Origin of the sequence: Pseudomonas sp. PDM27, from assembly GCF_019219205.1 — a bacterium.
Lineage (GTDB): Bacteria > Pseudomonadota > Gammaproteobacteria > Pseudomonadales > Pseudomonadaceae > Aquipseudomonas > Aquipseudomonas laurylsulfatiphila.
In genome coordinates this window covers 109,124-132,947 of record NZ_JAHUWF010000008.1, presented here as the reverse complement: position 1 = coordinate 132,947, position 23,824 = coordinate 109,124, and the positions used below count along the sequence as shown (strand labels likewise).

Below are 23,824 nucleotides of genomic sequence, written 5' to 3'. Positions count from 1 at the left end.
TCCGGGGATGGGCGCGCAGCGCCGTTCGACGCAGTCGAACTCATTGCATGTAGGTCGAAGCGAAGCCGACCGGAGGGCAATGCCCCCGGAGGAATGCCGGAGCGAAGGAACCCCGAGCCTCAGCGAGGGGCCGTACGTAAGGGGCGAGCGTTTTTTGCTTCCTTTTTTAGGCGCTTGTAAAAAAGGGAGTCGCCGTAAGGGCGAAACCATAAGCCGCTGTTACCGAAGAAACGGATATGTACACAGTCAACAAAAGACAGGCGCAGGACAACTCCCCAAATAGCCATCCCCCGGCCAGCCCAGGGTTATAGCTCAGCCTCGCGAGATGCCAACTCTTGCAACTTGATCGACGCCAACGGATGCCCGGCCTTCGCCGCAATCTCCCAGAATCGCGCCGCTTCAACCAGATCCGGAGCCTTGCTCGCCGTCCCGGCCAAACAGATCACGCCCACTTGATACGCCGCCTTGCCATCGCCCGCCAACGCCGCCAGGCGCAACAAACGCACGCCCTCCTCACGAGCGCCGAGGCCGACACCGCGAAACGTCAGGATGTGCCCATAGAAGCTCTGGGCGCCGACGTCGCCCAGGTTGGCCATGCGTGCAAACTGGCCTTCGAGCCAGCGCCAGCCCTGCGGCTGACGAACAAACCACGACCAGTGAAACAACCGGCGCGCGAGCCAGTACCCGGCTCGCGCCTTGAGTTGCAAAAACATTCAGGCCTCGGCCGATTCCGGGTATTCGTACTCGAACACCCGCACCACTTCCGAAGCATGCCAGGACGCGGCGGCAACGCCGTCCGACGGCCCGGAAAACCGCCCGAGGCGCTCGACACACTCAAAGAATCCGGTGCGCGGCAAACGGCTGGCACCCTGGCTGATCACCAGTGAACTGCGCAATGGCTGCTCCGCCTTGGCGTCCAGAGCCGCCAGATGCTCAAGGGCCGCCGTCAGGGTCTGCATGGCCGGGGTCGGCAGCTGCAAACGTTCCAGCAATGCCCGATACGTCAACAGATGGCGCTGGCGCCGCGCCTGATCCAGTTCGCCCAGCAATCCGTCCCAGTGTTGACGGCTGATGCGTACACTCACGATTCATCCCTCCATCCTGGCACCGTCAATTCCCAAGCCAGGCTGCGGCGAATCGCGGCGTCGGGCAGACGCTCGCCACTTTCGATCATGGCCAGGTAAGACGGGCTGATGCCTACCGTGCGGGCCAGCGCCTCGATGGCGATGCCCTTCCCCTCGCGCAAACTGCGTAGTTGATCCAGACCCGGAAGAATCGCGTCTGGTGTCGCCGCCTGAGGCTTCGTGGCTTGAGGCGACGCTTGCTCCTTGATACCCGCTGCTTTCAATAACGCCTGATATTGAGCCCATGGCAGAACCGCATACTCGGGCTCGCCTTCGCGTGTAATTATCTGAATATCCATCACTACCCCGTAGGACAACAACACTTAGCGAGTCGGCACTTTTCCCTAGAAGTGTAATCCTAACAGCGGCCAAGGTCGCGGGGGGCATCAATCTATGAAGTCGTGAAAATCGACTCAGCGTTTTTTCGGGCCTTGCAGTTGAAGTTGCTCGGGGGTATCGGGCAGGCGCTCAACCACCGCGAGCTTCTCCGGGACCTGCCGTTTGCGCCAGGCGCGGAAGGCATTGAGCTCGTCGTCGAGCACTTTCATCAACCACGCCAGGACTGCGATGTCGTCGAACATGCCGAACAGCGGAATGAAATCCGGGATCGCATCCACCGGGCTGAGGAAATACATCAGGCCCGCGACAACCGAAAGCAGCGCCTTGGGGCTGATGGCGCGATACTCGCCACGCCAGTAGGCCAGGCAGAGTGCCTGCAACAGCTTCAGGTCGTCCTTGATCTTGCCCAGTCGATTGCCCTGGCTTGCGCCTTTGCTGGCGACCGCGAACAACAGGGTCGGCAATCGACCGCGTGCCAGCAGACGTCCGGCCAGTGGCAGGAAACGAGCGAAATTCCAGGGTGCTTTCATCATTCCTCCCGTTGAAATGTTATCCACACAAATTGTGGATAACCTTGTGAACAGAGCTGCTTTTCATCGCTGCAAGCCCCGTCTTACAAGGCCTGCGTTCAGATCGGGCGTTTTTTACTCATCAAAAAAAACCCATAATTTCATTGACTTGGCGGCCTTGTGCGTCTACCGCCGACACTACTATGCCTAAGACTCCGGCCTAGAGCGTCTGTTCGTTTTGTTTACCCCTGCCGAACGCCAGATGCAACAACGCCCCGCATGAGCGAGGCGTTGTTATCGAAGCAGGCGCTGGTTACTTGGCAGCGGCGTCTTCTTTTGCCGGGTCCTTGATGGCCAGCAGTTCCAGGTCGAATACCAGCACCGAGTTGGCCGGAATCGCCGGGCTCGGGCTTTGGGCGCCGTAAGCCAGGTCAGCAGGGATGTACAGCTTGTACTTCTCGCCAACGTGCATCAGTTGCAGGCCTTCGACCCAACCCGGGATCACACCGCTGACCGGCAGATCGATCGGGCTGCCGCGCTCGACGGAGCTGTCGAATACGGTGCCGTTGGTCAGCTTGCCGGTGTAGTGAACGGTCACTACATCAGTCGGTTTTGGCTGAGGGCCATCGGCTTTCTGCACGACTTCGTACTGCAAGCCCGAAGCGGTGGTCGTCACGCCGGCTTTCTTGCCGTTTTCCTCGAGGAATTTCTTGCCGGCAGCGGCCGACTCTTCGCTCATCTTGGCCATGCGTTCTTCGGCACGTTTTTGCAGTGCGGCGAACGCCTCGACCAGTTCTTCGTCCTTGAGCTTCTGCTCTTTCTTGCCAACGGCGTCTTCGATGCCCTGGGCTACAGCTTTGGAATCCAGGTCATCCATGCCTTCCTGAGCCAGGCTCTTGCCCATGTTCAGGCCAATGCCGTAGGAAGCTTTTTGCGCCGGAGTTTTCAGCTCTACGCTGGTCTGCGAATCACAACCCGCGAGTACCAGGCCAACCAGGGCCACCGCCGCCGCCAACCGATGCTGTTTCATGCTATTTCCTTGTTCATGCGCCTAAAGGGCAATCGAGTAAAGCCGCGAGCTTATCAGGCCGCCACGACCAATGGCTACCGGCATGAGAGCCGGAATCAATTGATAAGTTCAGGTGTTTAAACGCTTTTCACAATTGGAGTGATGAAGCTTCTTTCATCTTGTTCCGACAGAGGCTGATTCCTGAACCTGCAATCTGGCGTAATGGCCTCTTGCCGCACCTTGGGCACTCGGGCATAACAGCATGATAATTCGACAAGGATGTTTATCTTGCGCCTCTTCCTACGCTTGCTGGTTCTCATCGCAGTCCTGCTCGGGCTGGCCCTGGCCGTGGTTCTTTATTACGTCGCCAACCCGAAACTGCCGGTCTGGTCGCCTGCTCAACAGGTGCATTACCTGGAGCAATGGAGCGCCGCCGACCGAGAGACTTATTACTTCACCCCCCAGGGCACCCAGGTCAAAGGCTTGCGCTATGACTGGTTCACCGCCCTCGAACTGCCCTTCTCGCAACAACGCTTCGCCGCCCCCGAGTACCTCGCGCGCTTCGGCTTTCTGGTGGACCCCGGCCAGAAACCGACACCGAACAACCCCGGCAACCTCCCCGCAGGCTTTACCCGACATCAGAATGCGGGCAGCCCGGAGGTGTTTCTGGATATCACCTGTGCGGCCTGCCACACCGGTGAACTGCGCTTCAAGGGGCAAGCCGTGCGTATCGACGGCGGTTCGGCGCAGCATGTCCTGCCGTCCAGCGTTCCTACGCTCAAAGGGGGCAGTTTCGGACAGGCGCTGGTCGCCAGCCTGGTCTCGACCTATTACAACCCGTGGAAATTCGAACGTTTCGCACGCAACGTACTGGGCCAGGACTACGAGACGCGCCACAAACAACTGCGCAAAGAATTCAAGACGTCACTCGATACATTCCTCAAAGTGGCCTGGAACGATACCCATCGCGGGCTCTATCCAACCGAGGAAGGCCCGGGGCGTACCGATGCCTTCGGGCGCATTGCCAACGCCAGCTTCGGTGACGCGATTTCCCCCGACAACTACCGCGTGGCCAATGCTCCGGTCGATTATCCGCAGTTGTGGGACATGTGGACGTTCGAATGGGTGCAGTGGAACGGCTCGGCGAAACAACCGATGGCCCGCAACATCGGCGAGGCGTTGGGCGTCGGCGCCACGCTGAACTTCTTCGACCAGAACGGCCAGCCGCTGATGGGCGATGCCCGCTATCCCTCCAGCGTCCGTGTGCGCGACCTGCACCTGATCGAAGAAACCCTGCAACGACTCTCGCCGCCGGCCTGGCCGGAAGACCTGCTGGGCGCGATCGACAAGCCGCTGGCCGCCCAAGGGCGCACCCTGTTCGCGGAAAACTGCGCGGGCTGTCATGTACCGCGAACCACCCAGGGCGAGGGACGATACGTTCAGCACCTGAAAATGCTCCCGGTGGATGTCATCGGTACAGACCCGGGCGCGGCCAACAACATCGCCGACCATCGCTTCGACCTGACGGCGCTGCAATGGAAGCAGGCGGAACTGGAAAAACTTGATGTAGAGCCAAAACCCACCGAACCACTGGACCTGAGCAAGATGTCCGTGGCCACGGGGCTGGCCTATGTCACTGCATTTGTCCGCGACCGCGCTTATCAGGACGCCAATGTCACCCCCGCCGAGCGCCCGGAAATGGACGGATTCGGCCTGCCAATCGGTGTGCGCGAACTACGTTCGTACAAGGCCCGGCCGTTGGCGGGTGTATGGGCGACAGCGCCCTTTCTGCACAACGGCTCGGTACCGAGCATTTATCAATTGCTCTCGCCTCAGGATGAGCGTGCAACCACGTTCTACAAAGGCACTTTCGAATATGACCCGGGACACCTGGGTTACCGCACCGAAGCCTTTACCAATGGTTTTCTGTTCGACACGCGAATCACCGGCAACCACAACAGTGGTCATGAATTCCGTGCCGGCAAACTCGGCAATGGCGTGATTGGCCGCTGGTTGCAGCCGCAGGAGCGTTGGGCACTGCTGGAATATCTGAAAGTGCTGGGCGGCCCGCTGGAAGCGCAATTGCCATGACCACGGACTCAGCCAAAAGGACGCTCTCATGCTGATTACACTCTGGCTGCGCCTGGGCGCCTTCCTCGGCAAGCTGTTGCTGTGGCTGCTGGTTCTCGGCGTGCTTGGCTGGGCATTGGCCACCGCCTGGTTTTCCTGGCAGCAGCGCGGACCGGTCTCTGCGCAGGAGTCGATTGCGGACGATGAAGCCGCGATGACCCGGGACATCATCCAGACCGCCGTGCGCATCGTCGATCAGCACCGCGAAAGCACCCGCTACCTGCGCGATGCCCACGCCAAGGCCCACGGCTGCGTCAAAGCCGAAGTCCAGGTGTTGCCGGAACTGGCCAGCGAGTTGCGCCAGGGGGTGTTCAGCGAGCCGGGCAAAACCTGGCAAGCGACAATGCGCCTGTCCAATGGCAACGCCTACCCGCAGTTCGACAGCATCCGCGACGCCCGGGGCATGGCGATCAAGCTGTTCGATGTTGCGGGCAAACAACTATTGAGCGATCAGCCAGGGCGAAGCGAACAGGACTTTGTGATGTTCAGCCATCCGAACTTCTTTGTAAGTAACGTGGCCGAATACCGTCAGAACGTCGCTGCCCAGGCCGAGGGTAAAAAGATGATGGCGTTCTTTCCGGGGTGGGATCCGCGTTCGTGGCAGGTTCGCCACCTGTTTATTGCCATGGCGACGTTGTCCCCTGCGCCATCGAGCCCAACCCGGACGACGTACTTTTCGGTTTCACCCTACAAATTCGGTGAAGCCAATGCGAAGTTCCGGGTCATGCCCGATCCGGACAGTTGCCCGGCCTACAACCTGCCGGAACAAAACCGCAAGTTGCCGAACTTCCTGCGCAATGCGCTGAATCAACAGTTGTCGACCGACCGGGTACCCGCGTGCTTCGTCTTGCAAATCCAGCGACAGGACGCCAACAAGTACATGCCGATTGAAGACACCAGCATTGAATGGCGCGAAAGCGATGCGCCTTTCGAGACGGTGGCGCAGATCAAGGTGCCGGCGCAGGACTTCGATACACCGGCACTGAACCTGCAATGCGACAACCAGTCATTCAATCCCTGGTTCGGTATCGAGGCACACCGCCCCATCGGCGGCATCAATCGCCTGCGCAAAGCCGTTTATGAAGCTGTCAGCGACTACCGGCACAGCCGCAACGCCGAGCAATAACCGGGCACACACAAAAAAAGCGATCCCGGGATCGCTTTGAGGTCTGGCCAAATGCCAGACAGCAAAAAGCCCGCACAAGGCGGGCTTTCTGTGGTGACCTGGCGTTCAGTGTTCCAGATTACCGAATATGGCGCAGCGGACGGGACTCGAACCCGCGACCCCCGGCGTGACAGGCCGGTATTCTAACCGACTGAACTACCGCTGCGCGAAACGCTTGAAACGAATGGTGGGTGATGACGGGATCGAACCGCCGACATTCTGCTTGTAAGGCAGACGCTCTCCCAGCTGAGCTAATCACCCTTCGCTTCGTTACGGGACGCATTATGCCACAAGTTTTCGTAAAGTGTTGATTTAATTGAAATTTTTTTCAAATAAATCCGAAAACCAGTAAAACGACACATCCCGCGGGTACAACGTACAAACTTGAGGCAGAAAAAAACCCGCTATAGCGGGTTTTTCCGTGGTGACCTGGCGTTCAGTGTTCCAGGTTACCGAATATGGCGCAGCGGACGGGACTCGAACCCGCGACCCCCGGCGTGACAGGCCGGTATTCTAACCGACTGAACTACCGCTGCGCTAAACACATGAAACGAATGGTGGGTGATGACGGGATCGAACCGCCGACATTCTGCTTGTAAGGCAGACGCTCTCCCAGCTGAGCTAATCACCCTTCGCTTCGGTGTGGCGCGCATTCTACGGAGCGACCCAACCTCTGGCAAGCACTTTTTTAAATAATTTTCTCAGGCCTTCCAAAGGCTTAGAGAAAGGTTGGCCTATGGCACGGCGAAGACAATAATGCCCCCCTTTGTATAAAGGAGAGACTCACCCCATGTGGTTCAAAAACCTGCTTATCTATCGCCTGACCCAAGATCTGCCTGTTGATGCCGAGGCGTTGGAAACTGCACTGGCCACCAAACTGGCGCGCCCATGTGCAAGCCAGGAGTTGACCACCTACGGTTTCGTCGCGCCGTTCGGCAAAGGCGAAGATGCGCCACTGGTGCACGTCAGCGGTGACTTCCTGCTGGTGTCCGCGCGCAAGGAAGAACGTATTTTGCCGGGCAGCGTCGTGCGTGACGCGGTCAAGGAAAAGGTCGAAGAGATCGAAGCCGAGCAAATGCGCAAGGTCTATAAGAAGGAACGCGATCAGATCAAGGATGAAATCATCCAGGCATTCCTGCCCCGCGCCTTTATCCGCCGCTCGTCGACCTTCGCCGCCATCGCGCCGAAGCAGGGCCTGATCCTGGTCAACTCGGCCAGCCCGAAACGCGCCGAAGATTTGCTGTCGACCCTGCGTGAAGTGATCGGCACCCTGCCGGTGCGTCCGCTGACCGTGAAAATGTCGCCGACCGCGACCATGACCGAGTGGGTCACCACGCAGAAAGCCGCGGACGATTTCTTTGTGCTGGACGAGTGCGAACTGCGCGACACCCACGAAGACGGCGGCATTGTGCGTTGCAAGCGCCAGGACCTGACCAGCGAAGAAATCCAGCTGCACTTGAGCACCGGCAAAGTGGTCACTCAACTGTCCCTGGCCTGGCAGGACAAACTGTCGTTCGTCCTCGACGACAAGATGGTGGTCAAGCGCCTGAAGTTCGAAGACCTGCTGCAAGACCAGGCGGAACAGGACGGTGGCGACGAAGCCCTGGGCCAACTGGACGCCAGCTTCACCCTGATGATGCTGACCTTCGGCGACTTCCTGCCGGCGCTGGTTGAAGCATTGGGCGGCGAAGAGACTCCGCAAGGCATCTGATCGCCTGAATCAAAAGATCGCAGCCTGCGGCAGCTCCTACATTGGAATGTATTCCTCCTGTAGGAGCTGCCGCAGGCTGCGATCTTTTTTTGCCAGCAGCGTATGCTTAGCTCCCTAACGCTTTCACCTAACAAGGATCAAGCCATGCGCGCACTGGCTGCATTGAGTCGTTTTGTCGGCAACACCTTCGCTTACTGGGTATTGATTTTCGCTGTCGTGGCGTTTCTGCAGCCGGCATGGTTCCTCGGCCTCAAAGGCGCCATCGTGCCGTTGCTGGGGCTGGTGATGTTCGGCATGGGCCTGACCCTCAAGCTCGAAGACTTCGCTGAAGTCGCTCGCCATCCCTGGCGCGTGGCCCTGGGCGTGGTTGCACATTTTGTGATCATGCCGGGCGTGGCGTGGTTGCTCTGCCAGGCGTTCCACTTGCCGCCGGAAATCGCCGTCGGCGTGATTCTGGTCGGCTGCTGCCCAAGCGGCACCTCGTCGAACGTGATGACCTGGCTGGCCCGTGGCGACCTGGCGCTGTCAGTGGCCATCGCCGCCGTCACCACCCTCCTCGCCCCCCTGCTGACGCCGGCGCTGATCTGGCTGCTGGCCTCGGCCTGGTTGCCGGTGTCGTTCATGGAGTTGTTCTGGTCGATCCTGCAAGTGGTGCTGCTGCCAATCGTGCTGGGCGTGGTTGCCCAACGGGTGCTCGGCGACAGGGTTCGCCACGCCGTGAACGTGTTGCCGCTGGTGTCGGTGGTCAGCATCGTGATCATTGTCACGGCTGTGGTGGCCGCCAGCCAGGCGAAGATTGCCGAGTCCGGCCTGCTGATCATGGCCGTGGTCATGCTGCACAACAGCTTTGGCTACCTGCTGGGTTACTTCACCGGGCGCCTGTTCAAGTTGCCTCTGGCCCAGCGCAAGTCCCTGGCCCTGGAAGTCGGCATGCAGAACTCCGGGTTGGGCGCCGCGTTGGCCAGCGCGCACTTCTCGCCGCTGGCGGCTGTGCCCAGCGCATTGTTCAGTGTCTGGCACAACATTTCCGGGGCATTGCTATCCACATATTTCCGCCGCATGAGCGAGAAACAGGATCGGGAAATGCCGGCGCAACAGGTCAGCGACTGACTGGAAAACTTGATCCCCGGGTTAATGCTGGGCACTATATTGCCCATCGCGAGGACGACCTCGCGGCTCGATCGAGTCATTAATCAGGGGACGACCCCGTCAGACGATGGAGGTCTTCATGTCCTGGATCATTCTGTTTTTCGCCGGCCTGTTCGAAGTGGGCTGGGCCGTCGGCCTCAAGTACACCGACGGTTTCACCCGCCCGCTCCCCACGGTATTGACCGTTGTGGCCATGGCTATCAGCCTTGGCCTGCTCGGCCTTGCAATGAAGGAATTGCCACTGGGCACAGCCTATGCGATCTGGACCGGTGTCGGCGCCGTCGGCACCGTGATCGCCGGGATCATTCTGTTTGGCGAGTCGATGGCGCTGGTGCGGCTGGCGAGTGTGGCGTTGATCATTAGCGGGTTGGTTGGGCTCAAGGTCAGCGCTTAGGCCACTACCGCTTTCGCGAGCAAGCCCGCTCCCACAGGTTTCGTGTACTCCCACACATATAGAGCACACCATCAATCCTTGTGGGAGCGGGCTTGCTCGCGAAGAGGCCCGAACTGTCACCGACTATCTGACTGTCCCGCGCAACTCACCCACCATCGCCTGCAACTTCGCCGGCTGCGCCACTTCAACCGCCACCGCCGGCCCTGCTACTAATGTCACCCGCGACCACAGGCGATGAAACAGTCCCTTGCCCGGATCGCGGCTGAAGAAACTCCCCCACAACCCCTGCAAGGCCAACGGAATCACCGGCACCGGCGTCTCTTCGAGAATCCGCGTCAACCCGCCCTTGAACTCGTTGATCTCGCCATCGGCGGTCAATTTGCCCTCGGGGAAGATGCACACCAGCTCACCGTCCTTCAGATACCGGGCAATCCGCGTGAAGGCTTGTTCATAGATCTGGATGTCCTCCTGGCGCCCGGCAATCGGAATCGTCCCTGCGGTACGGAAGATGAAGTTCAGTACCGGCAGGTTGTAGATCTTGTAATACATCACAAAGCGAATCGGCCGACGCACCGCGCCGCCAATCAGCAAGGCGTCGACGAACGACACGTGGTTGCACACCAGCAGCGCCGCGCCTTCGTCGGGGATCAGGTCCAGGTTGCGGTGCTCCACGCGATACATGGAATGGCTGAGCAGCCAGATCATGAAACGCATGGTGAACTCCGGGACAATCCTGAAGATGTAGGCGTTGACACCGATGTTCAGCAATGACACGACCAGGAACAACTGCGGGATCGACAGCTTGACCACGCTCAGCAAGACGATCGAGACAATCGCCGACACCACCATGAACAGCGCGTTGAGGATGTTGTTGGCGGCAATCACCCGCGCCCGCTCGTTCTCCGCTGTGCGCGACTGGATCAGCGCGTACAGCGGCACAATGTAGAAACCGCCGAAGACGCCCAGGCCGAGGATGTCGAGCAACACCAGCCAGGTGTGGCCGAAACCGAGGATGTCGATCCAGCCATGGCCGGCGGCGCTGTCCGGAATTCCACCGGAATGCCACCACAGCAGCAGACCGAAGACGGTCAGGCCGAACGATCCGAACGGCACCAGGCCAATCTCGACTTTGCGCCCGGAGAGCTTCTCGCACAGCATCGACCCCAATGCGATGCCGACCGAGAACACCGTCAGAATCAGCGTCACCACGGTTTCGTCGCCGTGCATCCATTCCTTGGCATAGGCCGGGATCTGCGTCAGATAGATCGCCCCGACAAACCAGAACCATGAGTTGCCGACAATCGAGCGTGACACCGCCGGCGTTTGCCCCAGGCCCAGTTTCAATGTGGCCCAGGACTGGCTGAAAATGTTCCAGTTCAGGCGCATTTGCGGCGTGGCGGCCGCCGCCCGGGGAATGCTGCGGCTGGCCAGGTAGCCGAGCACGGCAATGCCGATGATCGCCGTGGACACCACCGGCGCGTAATGCGTCGAAGACATCATGACCCCGGCGCCAATGGTGCCGGCGAGGATCGCCAGGAAGGTGCCCATTTCCACCAGGCCGTTGCCGCCGACCAGTTCTTCCTCACGCAGGGCCTGCGGCAGGATCGAGTACTTCACCGGCCCGAACAGCGCCGAATGGGTGCCCATGGCGAACAGCGCCAGCAGCATCAGCGACAGGTGATCGAACATAAAGCCGACCGCGCCGACCGCCATGATGGCGATTTCCCCAAGCTTGATCAGGCGGATCAACGCGTCCTTGGCGAACTTTTCCCCGAATTGCCCGGCCAGGGCCGAGAACAGGAAAAACGGCAGGATAAACAGCAGCGCACACAGGTTGACCCAGACAGAGCGGTCACCCTCGATGGTCAGCTTGTACAAAATCGCCAGGATCAACGACTGCTTGAACACATTGTCGTTGAATGCCCCAAGGGACTGGGTAATGAAGAACGGCAGGAAGCGCCGGGTACGCAACAAGGTGAACTGTGAGGGGTGACTCATCTTCCATGTGTCCCTGATTATGTAGAGAGTGGCCTGGATACTGTAATTGGAGTATCGAAACTCGATCCAGGCCACACCTTACCTAATCTTTGCCGGTTATTTCTTCAAACCGGCAATACATGGCGAGACAAACAGTTCACCACGCCAGGCGCCCAGCACCGTGCGCTTGCCGACGATCAGCCACATCACCGCCAGCAACGCCACCAGCACACAGCCAGACACACTGAAAAACGTCAGGTTCAAGGTGCTGGCCAGCTTCAACGTCGCCAGAGAATAGACGCCCAACGGGAAGGTAAAGCCCCACCAGCCCAGATTGAAGGGGATGCCGGCACGCAGGTAGCGCACAGTGATCAGCAACGCCATCAGCATCCACCACAGGCCGAAGCCCCACAGGGTGATGCCGGCCACCAGGCCCAATCCCGAAGCGATCTCACCGACGCCCGGCAAACCGTTGGCCGCGAAAATCAGCGGTGCATCACCGCCCAGCACCAGCATGCCCAACGCGCCGGTACCGATCGGGCCAAGGGCCAGCCAGCTCGAGGCGGCCATGTTTTCGTGGGGCAGTTTATGCAGGGCCATGCGCAGCAACAGAATGGTCAGGATGCTGAAGGCCACCGGCAGGGAGAAGGCCCAGAGCACGTAGCTGGTCACCAGCACCACCAGTTGCGAGTGAGCGTCGGCCAAATGCGGCGCCAACAGGCCACCGCTGGCGGCCGCCACTTCTGCCGCGACCACCGGCAACAACCAGACGGCGGTCATCTGGTCGATGCTGTGCTCCTGACGCGTGAACATCATGTAGGGAATCAGCACGCCGCAGGCCAGCGACATCGCCACATCCAGCCACCACAGCACTTCGGCGAGGTGAATCACACCGTCGCCCCAGAGTGGCAGGCCGAACACCAGGAAGCCGTTGATGATGGTCGCCAGGCCCATCGGAATGGTGCCGAAAAACATCGAGACCGTGGAGTGGCCGAAGATCCGTCGTGCTTCGTCGAAAAACAGCAGCCAGCGCGCGGCGTACAGCGCCGTAAACAGCAGGAACAACGCGATGTTGAACAGCCACAGGGCTTCGGCAAAGGCGTGCAAGGCGGGCATGGCGAGCGGCAATTGCGCCAGTGCCAACGCCAGCACACCGGTGCCCATGGTGGCCGCGAACCAGTTGGGGGTGAACTGGCGGATCACTTCGCGTGGGTGCTGCAGGTGACTGAACGGTTTGATTCCGGGCTTGATGCTATTGGCGCATGTCATGGCGAACTCCTGTCCTCTCGTGAGGTAGAGCCCATCTTAGATCCGGATCGAATATCTATATAACGGGTAATATCTCTATATCTTATCTATTACATAGATATTCAATTGACCTCGCATGCCCTACCTGAACGCGGGCGCATCAAACCTGCCAAAGCGCCAAGGGCCAGGAGTATCAACACCGCACCATAACCGTCGACGGTCGCCACCAAACCGAGGGTTCGGCTCAGGTTCCCGGCCAGCAGCGATGGCAGGCAGAAGGCGAGATAGCTCAGTGCGTAGTACGTCGACACCAGCCCGGCACGTTCATGGGGCAAGGCCAGCGGCACCAGACTACGCAAGGTGCCAAGAAAACCGGAGCCGAAACCACAGCCTGCGACCAGGGTGCCGAGGAAGAACAGCGGCAGGCTGGCACTGTGCACACCCAGCAAAATCAACACGACACCCGCTGGCATCAGGCTGGCGCCCAATAACAATGACTTGCCGGCGGGTCGGTTGCGCATGCTGTAAATCATCAGCGCACCGGTCAAGGTCAAGGCGGCAACGGTCGCCCCGCCGATCATGTTCGAGGTCGAGCCTGTGGCCGTGCGCACCAACGAAGGCGCCAGGGAAGCGTAGAAACCGCCGAGGGCCCACAGGGCAGTATTGAGCGGCAGCACCCGCCACAAAGTCGAACGCGCCTGCAGCGGTACGTGCAGAGTCGGTCGCAATGAGGCCCAAACCCCGGCCTGCCGCGAGACGCTTTCCGGCAAGCGCCAGACATACAACGCCTGCATCACAAACAACGCCAGCAGCAGCCAGTACGTCAGGTGCAACGGCGCCGGGGCGAACTCGGCCAACACACCGCAGCCCAACCCGCCAATGGCCATACCGGTCAACGGCGCAACGCTATTGACCAGCGGCCCCCGTTCTCGGTCGATATCCAGTAGCGTTGCGCCCAGCACCGCGGTAGCCATGCCGGTGGCAAAACCTTGCAGGACTCGGGCACTGATCAGCCAGGTGACGCTGTCGGCGTGAATAAACAGCAGCATCGCCAGGATATTCAGCACCACCGCCGTGAAAATCACCGGTTTGCGCCCCAGGTAATCCGACAGCGAGCCGACGGTCAGCAACGCCACCAACAGACTGAGGGCGTACACGCCAAAAATCAGGGTCAGGGTCGCGGCCGAAAACCGCATCTGCTCCTGATACAGGTGATACAGCGGCGTCGGCGCCGTGGAGGCCGCCAGGAAACTGAGCAAGGTAACGGCAAGAAACCACAGGCTGGCACGGTTTGAATGAGAACTGGACATGGGCGCACTCCACAAAAGCTAAATTTTTGCTTTTGCGGAGTGTGCTACCGGATCCCTCTTAAAGCAAATTCTTTGTGTTAAGGTCCGAGGCATGGCTTTTACAGGAACCCCAGGATGACAGCTCCCACCTTACGCCCGGGCGGACGCAGCGCGCGGGTACAAGAGTCGATTCATTCGGCCGTGCGTCAACTCCTCGAGGAGCAGGACCGCGCCAGCCTGACCGTGCCGCAAATTGCTGCGCGCGCAGGCGTTACACCCTCGACCATCTACCGTCGCTGGGGTGATTTGTCGGCGCTGCTGGCCGACGTCGCCCTCGCCCGCATGCAGCCCGACAACGACCCCACCCACACCGGCAGCCTGCGCGGCGATGTTCGAGCCTGGGCGGAACAGTACCTGGACGAAATGAGCTCCGAACCTGGGCGCAACATGCTGCGCGACGTGCAGGCGGCGCTCAAGCCAAGTTACTGCGCGACGATCATTGGCGGGCAGTTGCAGACGATCCTCGACCGTTTCCCCAACGAGCCCGTGCCGGGTGTCGATCGGCTGATCAATCTGATCGCCGCCCCCATCGTTTTCCGCATTCTGTTTTCCGAGGCAGCGCTGGAGGTTGAGGAGCTGCATCGGTTGATCGAGATTGCATTCAGTCAGTGAGGCCCCCATCGCGAGCAAGCTCGCGATGAGGCCACTCCAGACACTGCAAATCCCCCTGCGACACCCCGCCACGCCACGACCTTGGTCGACACTGACTAACGCTGGCGGTCGTGCGAGACTGTCTGTCCGGGCGGGAGGTCCGGGTGTCTTTTGTCTGGAGTCCCCATGTCGCTGTCCACCGGGCTGATTGCCGTCGTCGCCCTGGCCTATATGGCCATCATGTTCGCCATCGCCTTCTATGGCGATCGTCGCAGCGCGCCCTTGCCGCCGCGTGTGCGCGCCTGGGTGTACAGCCTGTCGCTGGCGGTCTATTGCACCAGCTGGACGTTCTTCGGCGCCGTGGGCCAGGCCGCCGAACAGCTCTGGTCATTCCTGCCGATCTACCTCGGGCCGATCCTGTTGCTGGTCGGGGCGCCGTGGGTCCTGCAGAAAATGGTGATGATCAGCAAACAGGAGAACATCACCTCGATCGCCGACTTCATCGCCGCGCGCTATGGCAAATCCCAGTCGCTGGCGGTGGTGGTGGCGCTGATTTGCCTGGTCGGCGTGCTCCCCTATATCGCGTTGCAACTCAAAGGCATTGTGCTCGGCGTGAACCTGCTGATCGGCGCCGGCGCCGACGCCATGGGCACCCGGGCCCAGGACACGGCGCTGATCGTGTCGCTGGTGCTGGCGCTGTTCACCATCGTTTTCGGTACCCGCAACCTCGACGCCACGGAGCACCACCGCGGCATGGTGCTGGCCATTGCCTTCGAGTCACTGGTCAAGCTGTTCGCGTTTCTCGCGGTCGGCGCGTTCGTGACCTACGGCCTGTACGACGGTTTCGACGACCTGTTCGACCAGGCCATGCTGGCGCCGCGTCTCGAACAGTACTGGAAGGAAACCATCAACTGGCCGTCGATGGTGGTGCAGACCGGTGTGGCAATGATGGCGATCATTTGCTTGCCGCGACAGTTCCACGTGACCGTTGTCGAGAACATCGACCCCCAGGATCTGCGCCTGGCCAAGTGGGTATTTCCGGCCTACCTCGCCCTTGCTGCATTGTTTGTCGTGCCGATCGCCCTGGCCGGCCAGATGCTGCTGCCCAGTTCGGTGTTGCCGGACTCGTTCGTCATCAGCCTGCCCCTGGCGCAGGCGCATCCGGCGCTGGCCCTGCTGGCGTTTATCGGTGGCGCCTCGGCGGCCACCGGCATGGTGATCGTGGCCAGCGTGGCGCTGTCGACCATGGTGTCCAATGACATGCTGCTGCCCTGGCTGCTGCGTCGCAACAACGCCGAGCGCCCCTTCGAAGTGTTCCGCCAGTGGATGTTGTCGGTGCGCCGCGTCAGCATCGTGGTCATTCTGCTGCTGGCCTACGTCAGTTACCGCCTGCTGGGCTCGACCGCCAGCCTGGCGACCATTGGCCAGATCGCCTTCGCCGCCGTGACCCAACTGGCCCCCGCCATGCTCGGTGCGCTGTACTGGAAACAGGCCAACCGCCGCGGTGTTTTCGCCGGCCTCGCCGCAGGCACCTTCCTGTGGTTCTACACCCTGATCCTGCCGATTGCCGCCCTCAGCCTCGGCCTTTCCTTAAGCACATTCCCTGGGCTGGCCTGGTTGCACAGCAATCCACTGAACCTGCCGATCACCCCGCTGACCCAGGGCGTGGTGCTGTCGCTGGCTGGCAACTTCACGCTGTTCGCCTGGGTCTCGGTGCTGTCGCGCACCCGGGTTTCCGAGCACTGGCAGGCGGGCCGCTTCATCGGCCAGGAAATCAGTGCCCGCCCCAGCGCACGCTCGATGCTGGCGGTGCAGATCGACGACCTGCTGCAGCTGGCGGCGCGCTTCGTCGGCGAAGAGCGCGCCCGTCAGAGCTTCATCCGTTTTGCCTATCGCCAGGGCAAAGGCTTCAACCCGAGCCAGAACGCTGACGGGGAATGGATCGCCCATACCGAACGCCTGCTGGCCGGTGTGCTGGGTGCCTCTTCGACCCGCGCGGTGGTAAAAGCCGCCATTGAAGGCCGGGAGATGCAACTGGAAGACGTCGTGCGCATCGCCGACGAAGCCTCGGAGGTGCTGCAATTCAACCGCGCCTTGCTGCAAGGCGCCATCGAGAACATCACCCAGGGCATCAGCGTGGTCGACCAGTCGCTGAAACTGGTGGCCTGGAACCGTCGCTACCTGGAGTTGTTCAACTACCCGGACGGCTTGATCAGTGTCGGTCGGCCGATCGCCGACATCATTCGCCACAATGCCGAGCGCGGCCTGTGCGGCCCCGGCGAAGCCGAAGTTCACGTCGCGCGTCGCCTGCACTGGATGCGCCAGGGCCGCGCGCATACCTCCGAGCGCCTGTTCCCCAACGGCCGGGTCATCGAGTTGATCGGCAACCCAATGCCAGGCGGCGGCTTCGTCATGAGTTTCACCGACATCACCGCGTTCCGCGAAGCCGAGCAGGCGCTGACCGAAGCCAACGAAGGCCTGGAGCAACGGGTCACCGAACGGACCCACGAATTGTCGCAGCTCAACGTCGCCCTGACCGAAGCCAAGGGCACCGCCGAGGCGGCCAACCAGTCCAAGACCCGTTTCCTTGCGGCCGTCAGCCATGACTTGATGCAACCGTTGAATGCGGCGCGCCTGTTCTCCGCCGCCCTCTCCCATCAGCACGATGGACTCTCCGGTGAAGTGCAGAAACTGGTCGGGCATCTGGACAGCTCGCTGCGCTCGGCCGAGGACCTGATCAGCGACCTGCTGGACATCTCCCGCCTGGAGAACGGCAAGATCAACCCGAATCGCCAGCCGTTCGCGCTCAACGAACTGTTCGACACCCTCGGTACAGAGTTCAAGGTGCTGGCGCAGGAACAAGGCCTGGAGTTCCGCGTTCGCGGCAGCACGCTGCGGGTCGACAGCGACATCAAACTGCTGCGGCGAATTTTGCAGAACTTCCTGACCAATGCGTTTCGCTACGGCAAAGGGCCGGTACTACTGGGCGTTCGCCGGCACAAGGAAGCATTGAGCCTGGAAGTCTGGGATCGCGGGCCGGGTATTCCGGAAGATAAACAACAAGTGATTTTCGAAGAGTTCAAGCGCCTCGACAGCCACCAGACACGGGCCGAAAAAGGCCTCGGCCTGGGGTTGGCGATTGCCGACGGGCTATGTCGCGTGCTCGGTCATACCTTGCGCGTGCGCTCCTGGCCGGGGCGGGGCAGCGTGTTCAGCGTCAGCGTACCGCTGGCCAGGGCGCAAACCGCAGCGCCGGTCAAAGTCGCCGAGCTCAATGGCAAATTGCTCAATGGCGCACAGGTGCTATGCATCGATAACGAGGACAGCATCCTGATCGGCATGAACAGCTTGCTCAGCCGCTGGGGTTGCCAGGTCTGGACCGCACGCAATCGCGAGGAGTGCGCAACGCTGCTGGGCGAAGGCATGCGCCCGCAACTGGCGCTGGTGGATTACCATCTCGATCATGGCGAAACCGGAACCGATCTGATGGCCTGGCTGCGCACGCAAATGGGCGAGCCGGTTCCTGGTGTGGTGATCAGCGCCGATGGCCGGCCGGAGACGGTCGACAAGGTGCATGCAGCAGGGCTGGATTACCTGGCCAAACCGGTGAAACCGGCGGCGTTGCGGGCGTTGTTGAGTCGGTATTTGCCGTTGTAGCGCTCAAGAATTGACCTTTGCGGTGGCGCGACTGCCGTCATCGCGAGCAAGCTCGCTCCCACAGGGGTACGCGGTCAACTGTGGGAGCGAGCTTGCTCCGGGCGGCGTTCCGACGATGCTTTTCAGCTACTCCGGCAACTCGACCAACCCATCGACATCGGTCATTGCCCGCTCCAGCAAATCCGCCGGCAGGCTCTTGCTCGCCCGTGCCCCCAGCAGCTTGAGTTGTTCACTGCGGCTGACCAGGTTGCCACGCCCCTCTGTCAGCTTGTTGCGTGCCGAACTGTAGGCCTTGTCCAGTTGCTGCAGGCGATTGCCGACCTCGTCCAGGTCCTGAATGAACAGCACGAACTTGTCGTACAGCCACCCGGCCCGCTCGGCGATTTCCCGGGCGTTCTGGCTCTGGCGCTCCTGTTTCCACAGGCTGTCGATGACACGCAGGGTCGCCAGCAACGTGGTGGGGCTGACGATCACGATGTTGCGGTCGAATGCCTCCTGAAACAGCGTCGGCTCAGCTTGCAACGCGGCAGAAAACGCCGCCTCGATCGGCACGAAGAGCAACACGAAATCCAGGCTGTGCAAGCCATCGAGGCGCTTGTAATCCTTGCCGGCCAGGCCTTTGACGTGATTGCGCAATGAAAGCACGTGCTGCTTGATGGCGATCTGGCCGATGGCCTCGTCCTCAGCCGCGACGTATTGCTGATAGGCCGTCAGGCTGACCTTGGAGTCGACCACAACCTGCTTGTCCCCCGGCAGATAGATGATCACGTCCGGCTGGAAGCGCTCGCCGTCCGGTCCCTTGAGATTGACCTGAGTCTGGTACTCGCGGCCCTTCTCCAGCCCCGCATGCTCAAGCACGCGCTCAAGGATCAGTTCGCCCCAATTGCCCTGGGTCTTCTGCCCTTTCAATGCGCGGGTCAGGTTGGTGGCTTCGTCGCTCAAGCGCAAATTCAGCTGTTGCAGGCGCTCCAGCTCCTTGGCCAGAGAAAAACGCTCACGAGCCTCGTTCTGATAGCTTTCCTCGACACGCTTTTCGAAGGACTGGATGCGCTCCTTGAGCGGATCGAGCAACTGTCCCAGGCGCTGCTGGCTGGTTTCGGCAAAACGCTGCTCGCGCTCATCGAAAATCTTCCCCGCCAGTTCGGCAAACTGCGCGCGCAATTCGTCCCGCGAACCTTGCAGGTCGTCAAGGCGCTGCTGATGGCTGTCTTGTTGCTCGCGCAATTCGGCGTTGAGCGACGCGGCCTGGGCATCCAGACGGCGCAGTTCGGCGTCTTTGCCGGCGCGTTCGATATTCCACGCATGGGCGGCATCCCGGGCGTCATCGCGCTCGATCTGCAACAGTTCGACTTCACGACGCAGTGCAGCCAGATCAGCCTGTTTGGCGGAATTGGCCTGGGTCAGATCAGCGATTTCATCGCGGCTGGACTCCAGTTGTGCATTCAAGCCGTCCTGCGCCAGTTGCGCCATGGCCAGGCGTTCCTGCAGCAGTGCAACGTCTGATTGCGTGGTGCTGGCCCGACGCTGAAGTTGCCAGGCCAATACCAGCAACGGCAACCCTGCCGCTGCCAGACCCAGCAATACGCTGGTCAAGTCCATTGCCATAGCCACTCCTGCCATTCGGATAAAGCCTGAAGGTTAACCAAGGCGTCCGGTCTTGGACAGCTCAGTCTTCGATCAGCCCCAGTTCCTGTTGAGCGCGGCGATCGCCAGCCCGAGCGGCCTGACGCAGCAGGTCCTGACCGATACGGCGGTCCCGGGCATTCCCGCATTCGCGGCACATCAGCTGGCCAAGGCGACTTTGCGCAGCCACGACGCCCTCACGGGCCGGTTGCTTGAGCAGACGTCCGGCAATGTGTTTGACGTTAGGGTTTTCGCCCAGGTGCGGACTGTCCAACAGCCACTCTGCCACGCGCATGGAAAAGCGCTTGGTAGGGGCAACAGAGGGTGGTGTGGAGGTAGAGGAAACAGGGGCTGAGCGAAACTTCATAAAGCACTGTGGGGCAGATCGGAAGGCGCGCAACTTTACTCTCTTTTTCTTACAGGTAAAGCTGAAAATGTCCCGGCACGCCCGTCCTAGAGCAAGCGCTCGGGACAATCCACAGAAGCTGTGGATAACTCAGTGGACAACCGTCCTTGAACCCGCTCAAAGCCCTGTGGAATGGGGTTCGCAGTCAAACTGACGATTTTTTCACCAGTAAAAAAAAGCGATGTTTTTCATTGACTTAAATTTTGGTTACAGGCAGCCATTGCGCTTGAACGTGAGATGACAGCGGGGTGACAGACTCTGCAACTAATGTGCACAAGTGCCTTTGCGACGGTTATATCAATGCACTTTTTCGGCGCGTTTTTTGGTCATGGCTGGGGATAAGCCCTGGCAAACCTGGTGTTTAGACGGCAGCGTTGCTACCAACGTCGATGACCGATGGTCGGATTTTGTTCTGCTACAGGGCGTATCCATCGGAGGCAGCGCCGCTTCATACGCTTATCTACAAGGCAAAACAGCCTGATCGAGCACCTGCCGGGAAGTTTTTTTGCTAACACACTTCCCTTGTCCAGTTCAATCCGTTAGTATCCGCAGCGTTAGTACCAAGCTGAAAGTCAATTCTGGTCGAACAAATCCCCCCGGTCAGCCTTCCCGACGGAAGCCTCCACCGAACAAGCGGGATCGACCACCTCGATGGTTTCCAGGTAAATCTTGCGCCAACACGACCTTTGAATCGAAAGCAAAGGGTGTTGTTCCGCCTGCCTACTCTGCTCGAACCAACCTGCAAATTGATCAGGATCTTCACCCCGGGCCCAGAACCTTTGCCCTCGATGTGTTGCCTGCCCTCCTAAGTACCTACCTGCCAGCCCAAGCGCGCCAACTTATCAGCGCTTCAAACTGGCTGCTTTGTTCCAGTCGGGTTCTTCGTTCGATCAATGGTGATCAACGTTACTGGAACGTTTTAACGTTGCACGGTTCTTATCCGTGTCATTTGTAGGAACACCCAATAATGTCTACTCAAATCCACACTCAGGATGCCATTCGCACCCTAACCAACGCTTTTGCACCAATGAACTGCCTGATCATGGCCGCTCGCAAAGGCTGCTTCAGCTTCACCCTGGTCAACGAACACGGCATCGCTCGTCACAGCGAACGCCTGTACCCCGATCAATACTCCAGCGCCGAGCCGCTGCAGGCCGTGATCGAGCGTACCCGTCAGGCCCTGGTTGCCTGAAACGCCAGAAAGGCTGAAAAACCCGAAAGCCCTGCCCGAAAAGCAGGGCTTTTTATTGCCCGATGTTTCCCTGTACTCGAACCACGACTAAGCACGATCCGATATAAGGGTTATAACTGGTCGCTGGAAATATTTTAAAAACAGTCCTTTACAGCGCGAATATGACACTACACTTCAACTCAAGCGGCTTGACCCGCTTGCGGCGAACCTGAACCGATTCACAGCTGCCAAGCCCCCTTCAGGTATCGCCGTCCAATTCAGGTTTCGAGGGTTTTATGGGTATCGCTGCCAGCGAACTGTGCCGCTATGTGATTCGTCCGACGTTGATCTACCTCGGACGCCATAGCGCTACTGCCGAATCCCTGCTGCTGGGCATTGCCGCCAGCCAGTCAGCCCTTGGTTCCGCCCTGCATGACCGCCGTGGGCACGGCCTGTACCGCATCGCCGAGCCCCGCCACCAGGCACTTTGGGACCATTACCTGGCCCTTGATCCGGAGCGTGCAAGTCTGGTCCGCGGCCTGGCCAGCCAACATGCGTTTCTGAGCGGCCCGCACCTCGAATTGACCGTCAACCTGCGTTACGCCACAGCCATCGCCTGGCTGCTGGTGGAAGAACAGAATACCCCCCTCCCTTCCCCTGATGATCTGTTGGGCATGGCCAGGATCTGGCGCCAGACATTTCAGCCCCAGGGACGTCTGCGTGATTTCACCAGCGCCTGGCAAACCTGTGTTTCACCCCTGAATCAGGTAGCCTGCTGACACTTCTGGATCCAAACATCGCGCAACAAGTCGCGATTTTGGTCTGATTGTCCTACAAAACCGCTCTAAATCAAGGCATACAGCCTATGGCGCCGGGACGAAAATGTTGGTAATTTTCGCCCCGGTGATCACCAGGAGTTCTAATAATGAAAAAAGTAATGCTCAAAACCACCCTTAGCCTCGCCGTTACCCTGGCATCCACCCAGCTCTTTGCAAGTGGCTTTGCCCTCAACGAACAAAGCATCAGCGGGATGGGGACAGGTTTTGCCGGGCGATCTTCCTCTGCCGACGACGCATCCACCATTGCTGGCAACCCTGCCGGCATGTCCCGCATCAAGCGCGAACAAGTGACCGGCGGTGTTGCATTCATCGACGCGCACACTGACATCAGTGACGCCAGCTCCAGTCCGAACAGCGGCACCAACAAAGGTGACATGGTCCCTTTCATGGGCGTGCCGATGGGTTACTACGTCAAACCAATCGACGACCACTGGGCATTCGGTATCGGCGTGTACGCACCATTCGGCCTGGTCACCGACTACGAGAACAACTTTGCCGGCCGTTACTTCGGCAGCAAGAGCGAAGTTAAAATCGTCACCCTGCAACCGACTGTCAGCTACGCCTTCAACGACAAGGTTTCCATCGGTTTCGGCCCGACCATCAACCGCATCGACGGCACGCTGGAATCGAACCTGTCGATCACCCAGTCCCAGCCAGATGGCAAGGTCAAGATCGAAGGTGACGACACCGCGCTGGGCTATAACATCGGCGTGCTGGTTCAAGCCACCGACAGCACGCGCGTTGGCCTGACCTACCACTCGAAAGTGAAGTACAAGCTCGAAGGCAACACCAAGGTCAACTACGGCGTGCTGGGCCTGATCGGCCAGAACCCGAATCAGAAATACGACGCTTCGCTGGACCTGACCACACCTGAATCGGTGGACTTCTCGGTCACTCACCAGCTCGACGACAAGTGGACTCTGTACGCAGGCAGCACCTGGACCCGCTGGAGCCGCCTGAAAGAAATCACCGTCGAAAACAAAGGTGTTCCGGCCGTTCTGAACGGTCAGTTCGGCACCATCACCGAAGAACAGAACTGGCACGACACCTGGGCTCACGCCATCGGCGCGTCCTACCAGTTGAACAAGCAATGGGTATTGCGTACCGGCCTGTCCGTTGACCAGGCACCGACCAACAACGTCGATCGATCTCCGCGCATCCCGACGGGCGATCGCAAGATTTTCAGCGTGGGCGCCGGCTGGAGCCCGACCGACGACCTGACCATCGACCTGGCGTATTCGTACCTGCGCGAAGAGTCGGTCAAGGTCAACAACAGCAACGACCGTGGCCAGACCTACAACGCCAAGTATGAAAACTACGCGAACGGTTTCGGTCTCGGTGCAACCTACCGCTTCTGATGATTCCCGGCGAGCCTGAACCGCTCGCCATCGGAATCAAAAAAGCCCCGCTCTCTTCACAGAGGCGGGGCTTTT

General features: G+C 60.1%; 20 protein-coding genes and 4 tRNA genes. 10 read left to right on the top strand and 14 right to left on the bottom strand.

The window, feature by feature from the left end; genetic code table 11:
* Positions 1–305 precede the first annotated feature (305 nt).
* From KW838_RS17730 to KW838_RS17710, 5 genes are all read right to left on the bottom strand, one after another.
* Entirely contained in the window at positions 306–713 is a 408-nt protein-coding gene (locus tag KW838_RS17730; RefSeq protein WP_218502004.1) for a sel1 repeat family protein, read from the bottom strand.
* Positions 714–1,085 (bottom strand): hypothetical protein, encoded by a 372-nt coding sequence (locus KW838_RS17725; protein WP_003223109.1) that lies wholly within the window; start codon positions 1,083–1,085, stop codon positions 714–716.
* Positions 1,082–1,423 (bottom strand): helix-turn-helix transcriptional regulator, encoded by a 342-nt coding sequence (locus tag KW838_RS17720; RefSeq protein WP_007974980.1) that lies wholly within the window; start codon positions 1,421–1,423, stop codon positions 1,082–1,084. Before KW838_RS17720 ends, KW838_RS17725 begins: the two co-directional genes overlap by 4 nt.
* Before the next feature lie 114 nt (positions 1,424–1,537).
* Positions 1,538–1,993, bottom strand: a complete 456-nt coding sequence (locus tag KW838_RS17715; RefSeq protein WP_102699339.1) for a YkvA family protein — start codon at positions 1,991–1,993, stop codon at positions 1,538–1,540.
* A 292-nt stretch (positions 1,994–2,285) separates the two neighbouring features.
* Positions 2,286–3,002 (bottom strand): FKBP-type peptidyl-prolyl cis-trans isomerase, encoded by a 717-nt coding sequence (locus tag KW838_RS17710; RefSeq protein ID WP_102699340.1) that lies wholly within the window; start codon positions 3,000–3,002, stop codon positions 2,286–2,288.
* 267 nt (positions 3,003–3,269) lie between these two features.
* Between KW838_RS17710 and KW838_RS17705 the strand changes: the two genes are divergently transcribed.
* Positions 3,270–5,072 (top strand): di-heme-cytochrome C peroxidase, encoded by a 1,803-nt coding sequence (locus KW838_RS17705; RefSeq protein ID WP_218502003.1) that lies wholly within the window; start codon positions 3,270–3,272, stop codon positions 5,070–5,072.
* A 28-nt stretch (positions 5,073–5,100) separates the two neighbouring features.
* On the top strand, positions 5,101–6,237 hold the full coding sequence (locus KW838_RS17700; RefSeq protein WP_218502002.1) for a catalase family protein: 1,137 nt from the start codon (positions 5,101–5,103) through the stop codon (positions 6,235–6,237).
* 128 nt (positions 6,238–6,365) lie between these two features.
* On the opposite strand, the gene KW838_RS17695 is transcribed toward KW838_RS17700, so the two are convergent.
* The 4 genes from KW838_RS17695 to KW838_RS17680 all read right to left on the bottom strand — a co-directional run bounded on the left by KW838_RS17695 (position 6,366) and on the right by KW838_RS17680 (position 6,907).
* Positions 6,366–6,442: transfer RNA gene (locus KW838_RS17695), tRNA-Asp, on the bottom strand.
* Positions 6,443–6,461: 19 nt separating this feature from the next.
* Positions 6,462–6,537: transfer RNA gene (locus KW838_RS17690), tRNA-Val, on the bottom strand.
* A 198-nt stretch (positions 6,538–6,735) separates the two neighbouring features.
* Positions 6,736–6,812, bottom strand: a tRNA-Asp gene (locus KW838_RS17685).
* 19 nt (positions 6,813–6,831) lie between these two features.
* Positions 6,832–6,907, bottom strand: a tRNA-Val gene (locus tag KW838_RS17680).
* A 159-nt stretch (positions 6,908–7,066) separates the two neighbouring features.
* Here KW838_RS17680 and rdgC point away from each other — a divergent pair.
* The 3 genes from rdgC to sugE all read left to right on the top strand — a co-directional run bounded on the left by rdgC (position 7,067) and on the right by sugE (position 9,530).
* Positions 7,067–7,987 (top strand): recombination-associated protein RdgC, encoded by a 921-nt coding sequence (gene rdgC, locus KW838_RS17675; protein WP_007969735.1) that lies wholly within the window; start codon positions 7,067–7,069, stop codon positions 7,985–7,987.
* A 144-nt stretch (positions 7,988–8,131) separates the two neighbouring features.
* On the top strand, positions 8,132–9,097 hold the full coding sequence (locus KW838_RS17670) for a bile acid:sodium symporter family protein (RefSeq protein WP_218502001.1): 966 nt from the start codon (positions 8,132–8,134) through the stop codon (positions 9,095–9,097).
* Positions 9,098–9,215: 118 nt separating this feature from the next.
* On the top strand, positions 9,216–9,530 hold the full coding sequence (gene sugE, locus KW838_RS17665) for a quaternary ammonium compound efflux SMR transporter SugE (protein ID WP_102702819.1): 315 nt from the start codon (positions 9,216–9,218) through the stop codon (positions 9,528–9,530).
* Positions 9,531–9,653: 123 nt separating this feature from the next.
* Here sugE and KW838_RS17660 read toward each other — a convergent pair whose 3' ends face one another.
* The 3 genes from KW838_RS17660 to KW838_RS17650 all read right to left on the bottom strand — a co-directional run bounded on the left by KW838_RS17660 (position 9,654) and on the right by KW838_RS17650 (position 14,065).
* Entirely contained in the window at positions 9,654–11,528 is a 1,875-nt protein-coding gene (locus KW838_RS17660; RefSeq protein ID WP_218501999.1) for an MFS transporter, read from the bottom strand.
* Positions 11,529–11,624: 96 nt separating this feature from the next.
* A complete protein-coding gene (locus KW838_RS17655; protein ID WP_218501998.1) occupies positions 11,625–12,776 on the bottom strand; it encodes a TDT family transporter in 1,152 nt (383 codons plus the stop codon).
* 101 nt (positions 12,777–12,877) lie between these two features.
* A complete protein-coding gene (locus KW838_RS17650; RefSeq protein WP_218501996.1) occupies positions 12,878–14,065 on the bottom strand; it encodes an MFS transporter in 1,188 nt (395 codons plus the stop codon).
* Between the two features lie 114 nt (positions 14,066–14,179).
* On the opposite strand from KW838_RS17650, the gene KW838_RS17645 reads away from it, so the two are divergent.
* Together KW838_RS17645 and KW838_RS17640 are read left to right on the top strand one after the other, a co-directional pair.
* Complete coding sequence (locus KW838_RS17645; protein WP_218501995.1) at positions 14,180–14,716, top strand: TetR/AcrR family transcriptional regulator; 537 nt, start codon at positions 14,180–14,182, stop codon at positions 14,714–14,716.
* 165 nt (positions 14,717–14,881) lie between these two features.
* Positions 14,882–18,352: a PAS domain-containing hybrid sensor histidine kinase/response regulator gene (locus KW838_RS17640; RefSeq protein WP_102701772.1), complete on the top strand. Its 3,471-nt coding sequence runs from the start codon at positions 14,882–14,884 to the stop codon at positions 18,350–18,352.
* Between the two features lie 126 nt (positions 18,353–18,478).
* On the opposite strand, the gene rmuC is transcribed toward KW838_RS17640, so the two are convergent.
* Positions 18,479–19,843, bottom strand: coding sequence for a DNA recombination protein RmuC (rmuC, locus tag KW838_RS17635; RefSeq protein WP_167399541.1), 1,365 nt, complete (start codon positions 19,841–19,843; stop codon positions 18,479–18,481).
* Between the two features lie 175 nt (positions 19,844–20,018).
* Positions 20,019–20,342 (bottom strand): sel1 repeat family protein, encoded by a 324-nt coding sequence (locus KW838_RS17630; RefSeq protein ID WP_015096151.1) that lies wholly within the window; start codon positions 20,340–20,342, stop codon positions 20,019–20,021.
* A 1,006-nt stretch (positions 20,343–21,348) separates the two neighbouring features.
* On the opposite strand from KW838_RS17630, the gene KW838_RS17625 reads away from it, so the two are divergent.
* The 3 genes from KW838_RS17625 (at position 21,349) to KW838_RS17615 (ending at position 23,749) form a co-directional block, all read left to right on the top strand.
* Entirely contained in the window at positions 21,349–21,573 is a 225-nt protein-coding gene (locus tag KW838_RS17625; RefSeq protein WP_007898912.1) for a hypothetical protein, read from the top strand.
* Between the two features lie 275 nt (positions 21,574–21,848).
* A complete protein-coding gene (locus KW838_RS17620; protein ID WP_102701775.1) occupies positions 21,849–22,331 on the top strand; it encodes a hypothetical protein in 483 nt (160 codons plus the stop codon).
* Positions 22,332–22,477: 146 nt separating this feature from the next.
* Complete coding sequence (locus tag KW838_RS17615) at positions 22,478–23,749, top strand: OmpP1/FadL family transporter (RefSeq protein ID WP_218501994.1); 1,272 nt, start codon at positions 22,478–22,480, stop codon at positions 23,747–23,749.
* Positions 23,750–23,824: the final 75 nt, after the last annotated feature.

Excerpts from the sequence above, each read along its gene's own strand:
- KW838_RS17615 (WP_218501994.1), top strand. The coding sequence starts at position 22,478 with ATGAAAAAAGTAATGCTCAAAACCACCCTTAGCCTCGCCGTTACCCTG.
- KW838_RS17715 (WP_102699339.1), bottom strand. The coding sequence starts at position 1,993 with ATGAAAGCACCCTGGAATTTCGCTCGTTTCCTGCCACTGGCCGGACGT.
- KW838_RS17660 (WP_218501999.1), bottom strand. The coding sequence starts at position 11,528 with ATGAGTCACCCCTCACAGTTCACCTTGTTGCGTACCCGGCGCTTCCTG.
- KW838_RS17640 (WP_102701772.1), top strand. The coding sequence starts at position 14,882 with ATGTCGCTGTCCACCGGGCTGATTGCCGTCGTCGCCCTGGCCTATATG.
- KW838_RS17655 (WP_218501998.1), bottom strand. The coding sequence starts at position 12,776 with ATGACATGCGCCAATAGCATCAAGCCCGGAATCAAACCGTTCAGTCAC.
- KW838_RS17645 (WP_218501995.1), top strand. The coding sequence starts at position 14,180 with ATGACAGCTCCCACCTTACGCCCGGGCGGACGCAGCGCGCGGGTACAA.
- KW838_RS17700 (WP_218502002.1), top strand. The coding sequence starts at position 5,101 with ATGCTGATTACACTCTGGCTGCGCCTGGGCGCCTTCCTCGGCAAGCTG.
- rdgC (WP_007969735.1), top strand. The coding sequence starts at position 7,067 with ATGTGGTTCAAAAACCTGCTTATCTATCGCCTGACCCAAGATCTGCCT.
- KW838_RS17620 (WP_102701775.1), top strand. The coding sequence starts at position 21,849 with ATGGGTATCGCTGCCAGCGAACTGTGCCGCTATGTGATTCGTCCGACG.
- sugE (WP_102702819.1), top strand. The coding sequence starts at position 9,216 with ATGTCCTGGATCATTCTGTTTTTCGCCGGCCTGTTCGAAGTGGGCTGG.
- KW838_RS17710 (WP_102699340.1), bottom strand. The coding sequence starts at position 3,002 with ATGAAACAGCATCGGTTGGCGGCGGCGGTGGCCCTGGTTGGCCTGGTA.
- KW838_RS17630 (WP_015096151.1), bottom strand. The coding sequence starts at position 20,342 with ATGAAGTTTCGCTCAGCCCCTGTTTCCTCTACCTCCACACCACCCTCT.
- KW838_RS17625 (WP_007898912.1), top strand. The coding sequence starts at position 21,349 with ATGTCTACTCAAATCCACACTCAGGATGCCATTCGCACCCTAACCAAC.
- KW838_RS17650 (WP_218501996.1), bottom strand. The coding sequence starts at position 14,065 with ATGTCCAGTTCTCATTCAAACCGTGCCAGCCTGTGGTTTCTTGCCGTT.
- KW838_RS17670 (WP_218502001.1), top strand. The coding sequence starts at position 8,132 with ATGCGCGCACTGGCTGCATTGAGTCGTTTTGTCGGCAACACCTTCGCT.
- KW838_RS17720 (WP_007974980.1), bottom strand. The coding sequence starts at position 1,423 with ATGGATATTCAGATAATTACACGCGAAGGCGAGCCCGAGTATGCGGTT.
- KW838_RS17730 (WP_218502004.1), bottom strand. The coding sequence starts at position 713 with ATGTTTTTGCAACTCAAGGCGCGAGCCGGGTACTGGCTCGCGCGCCGG.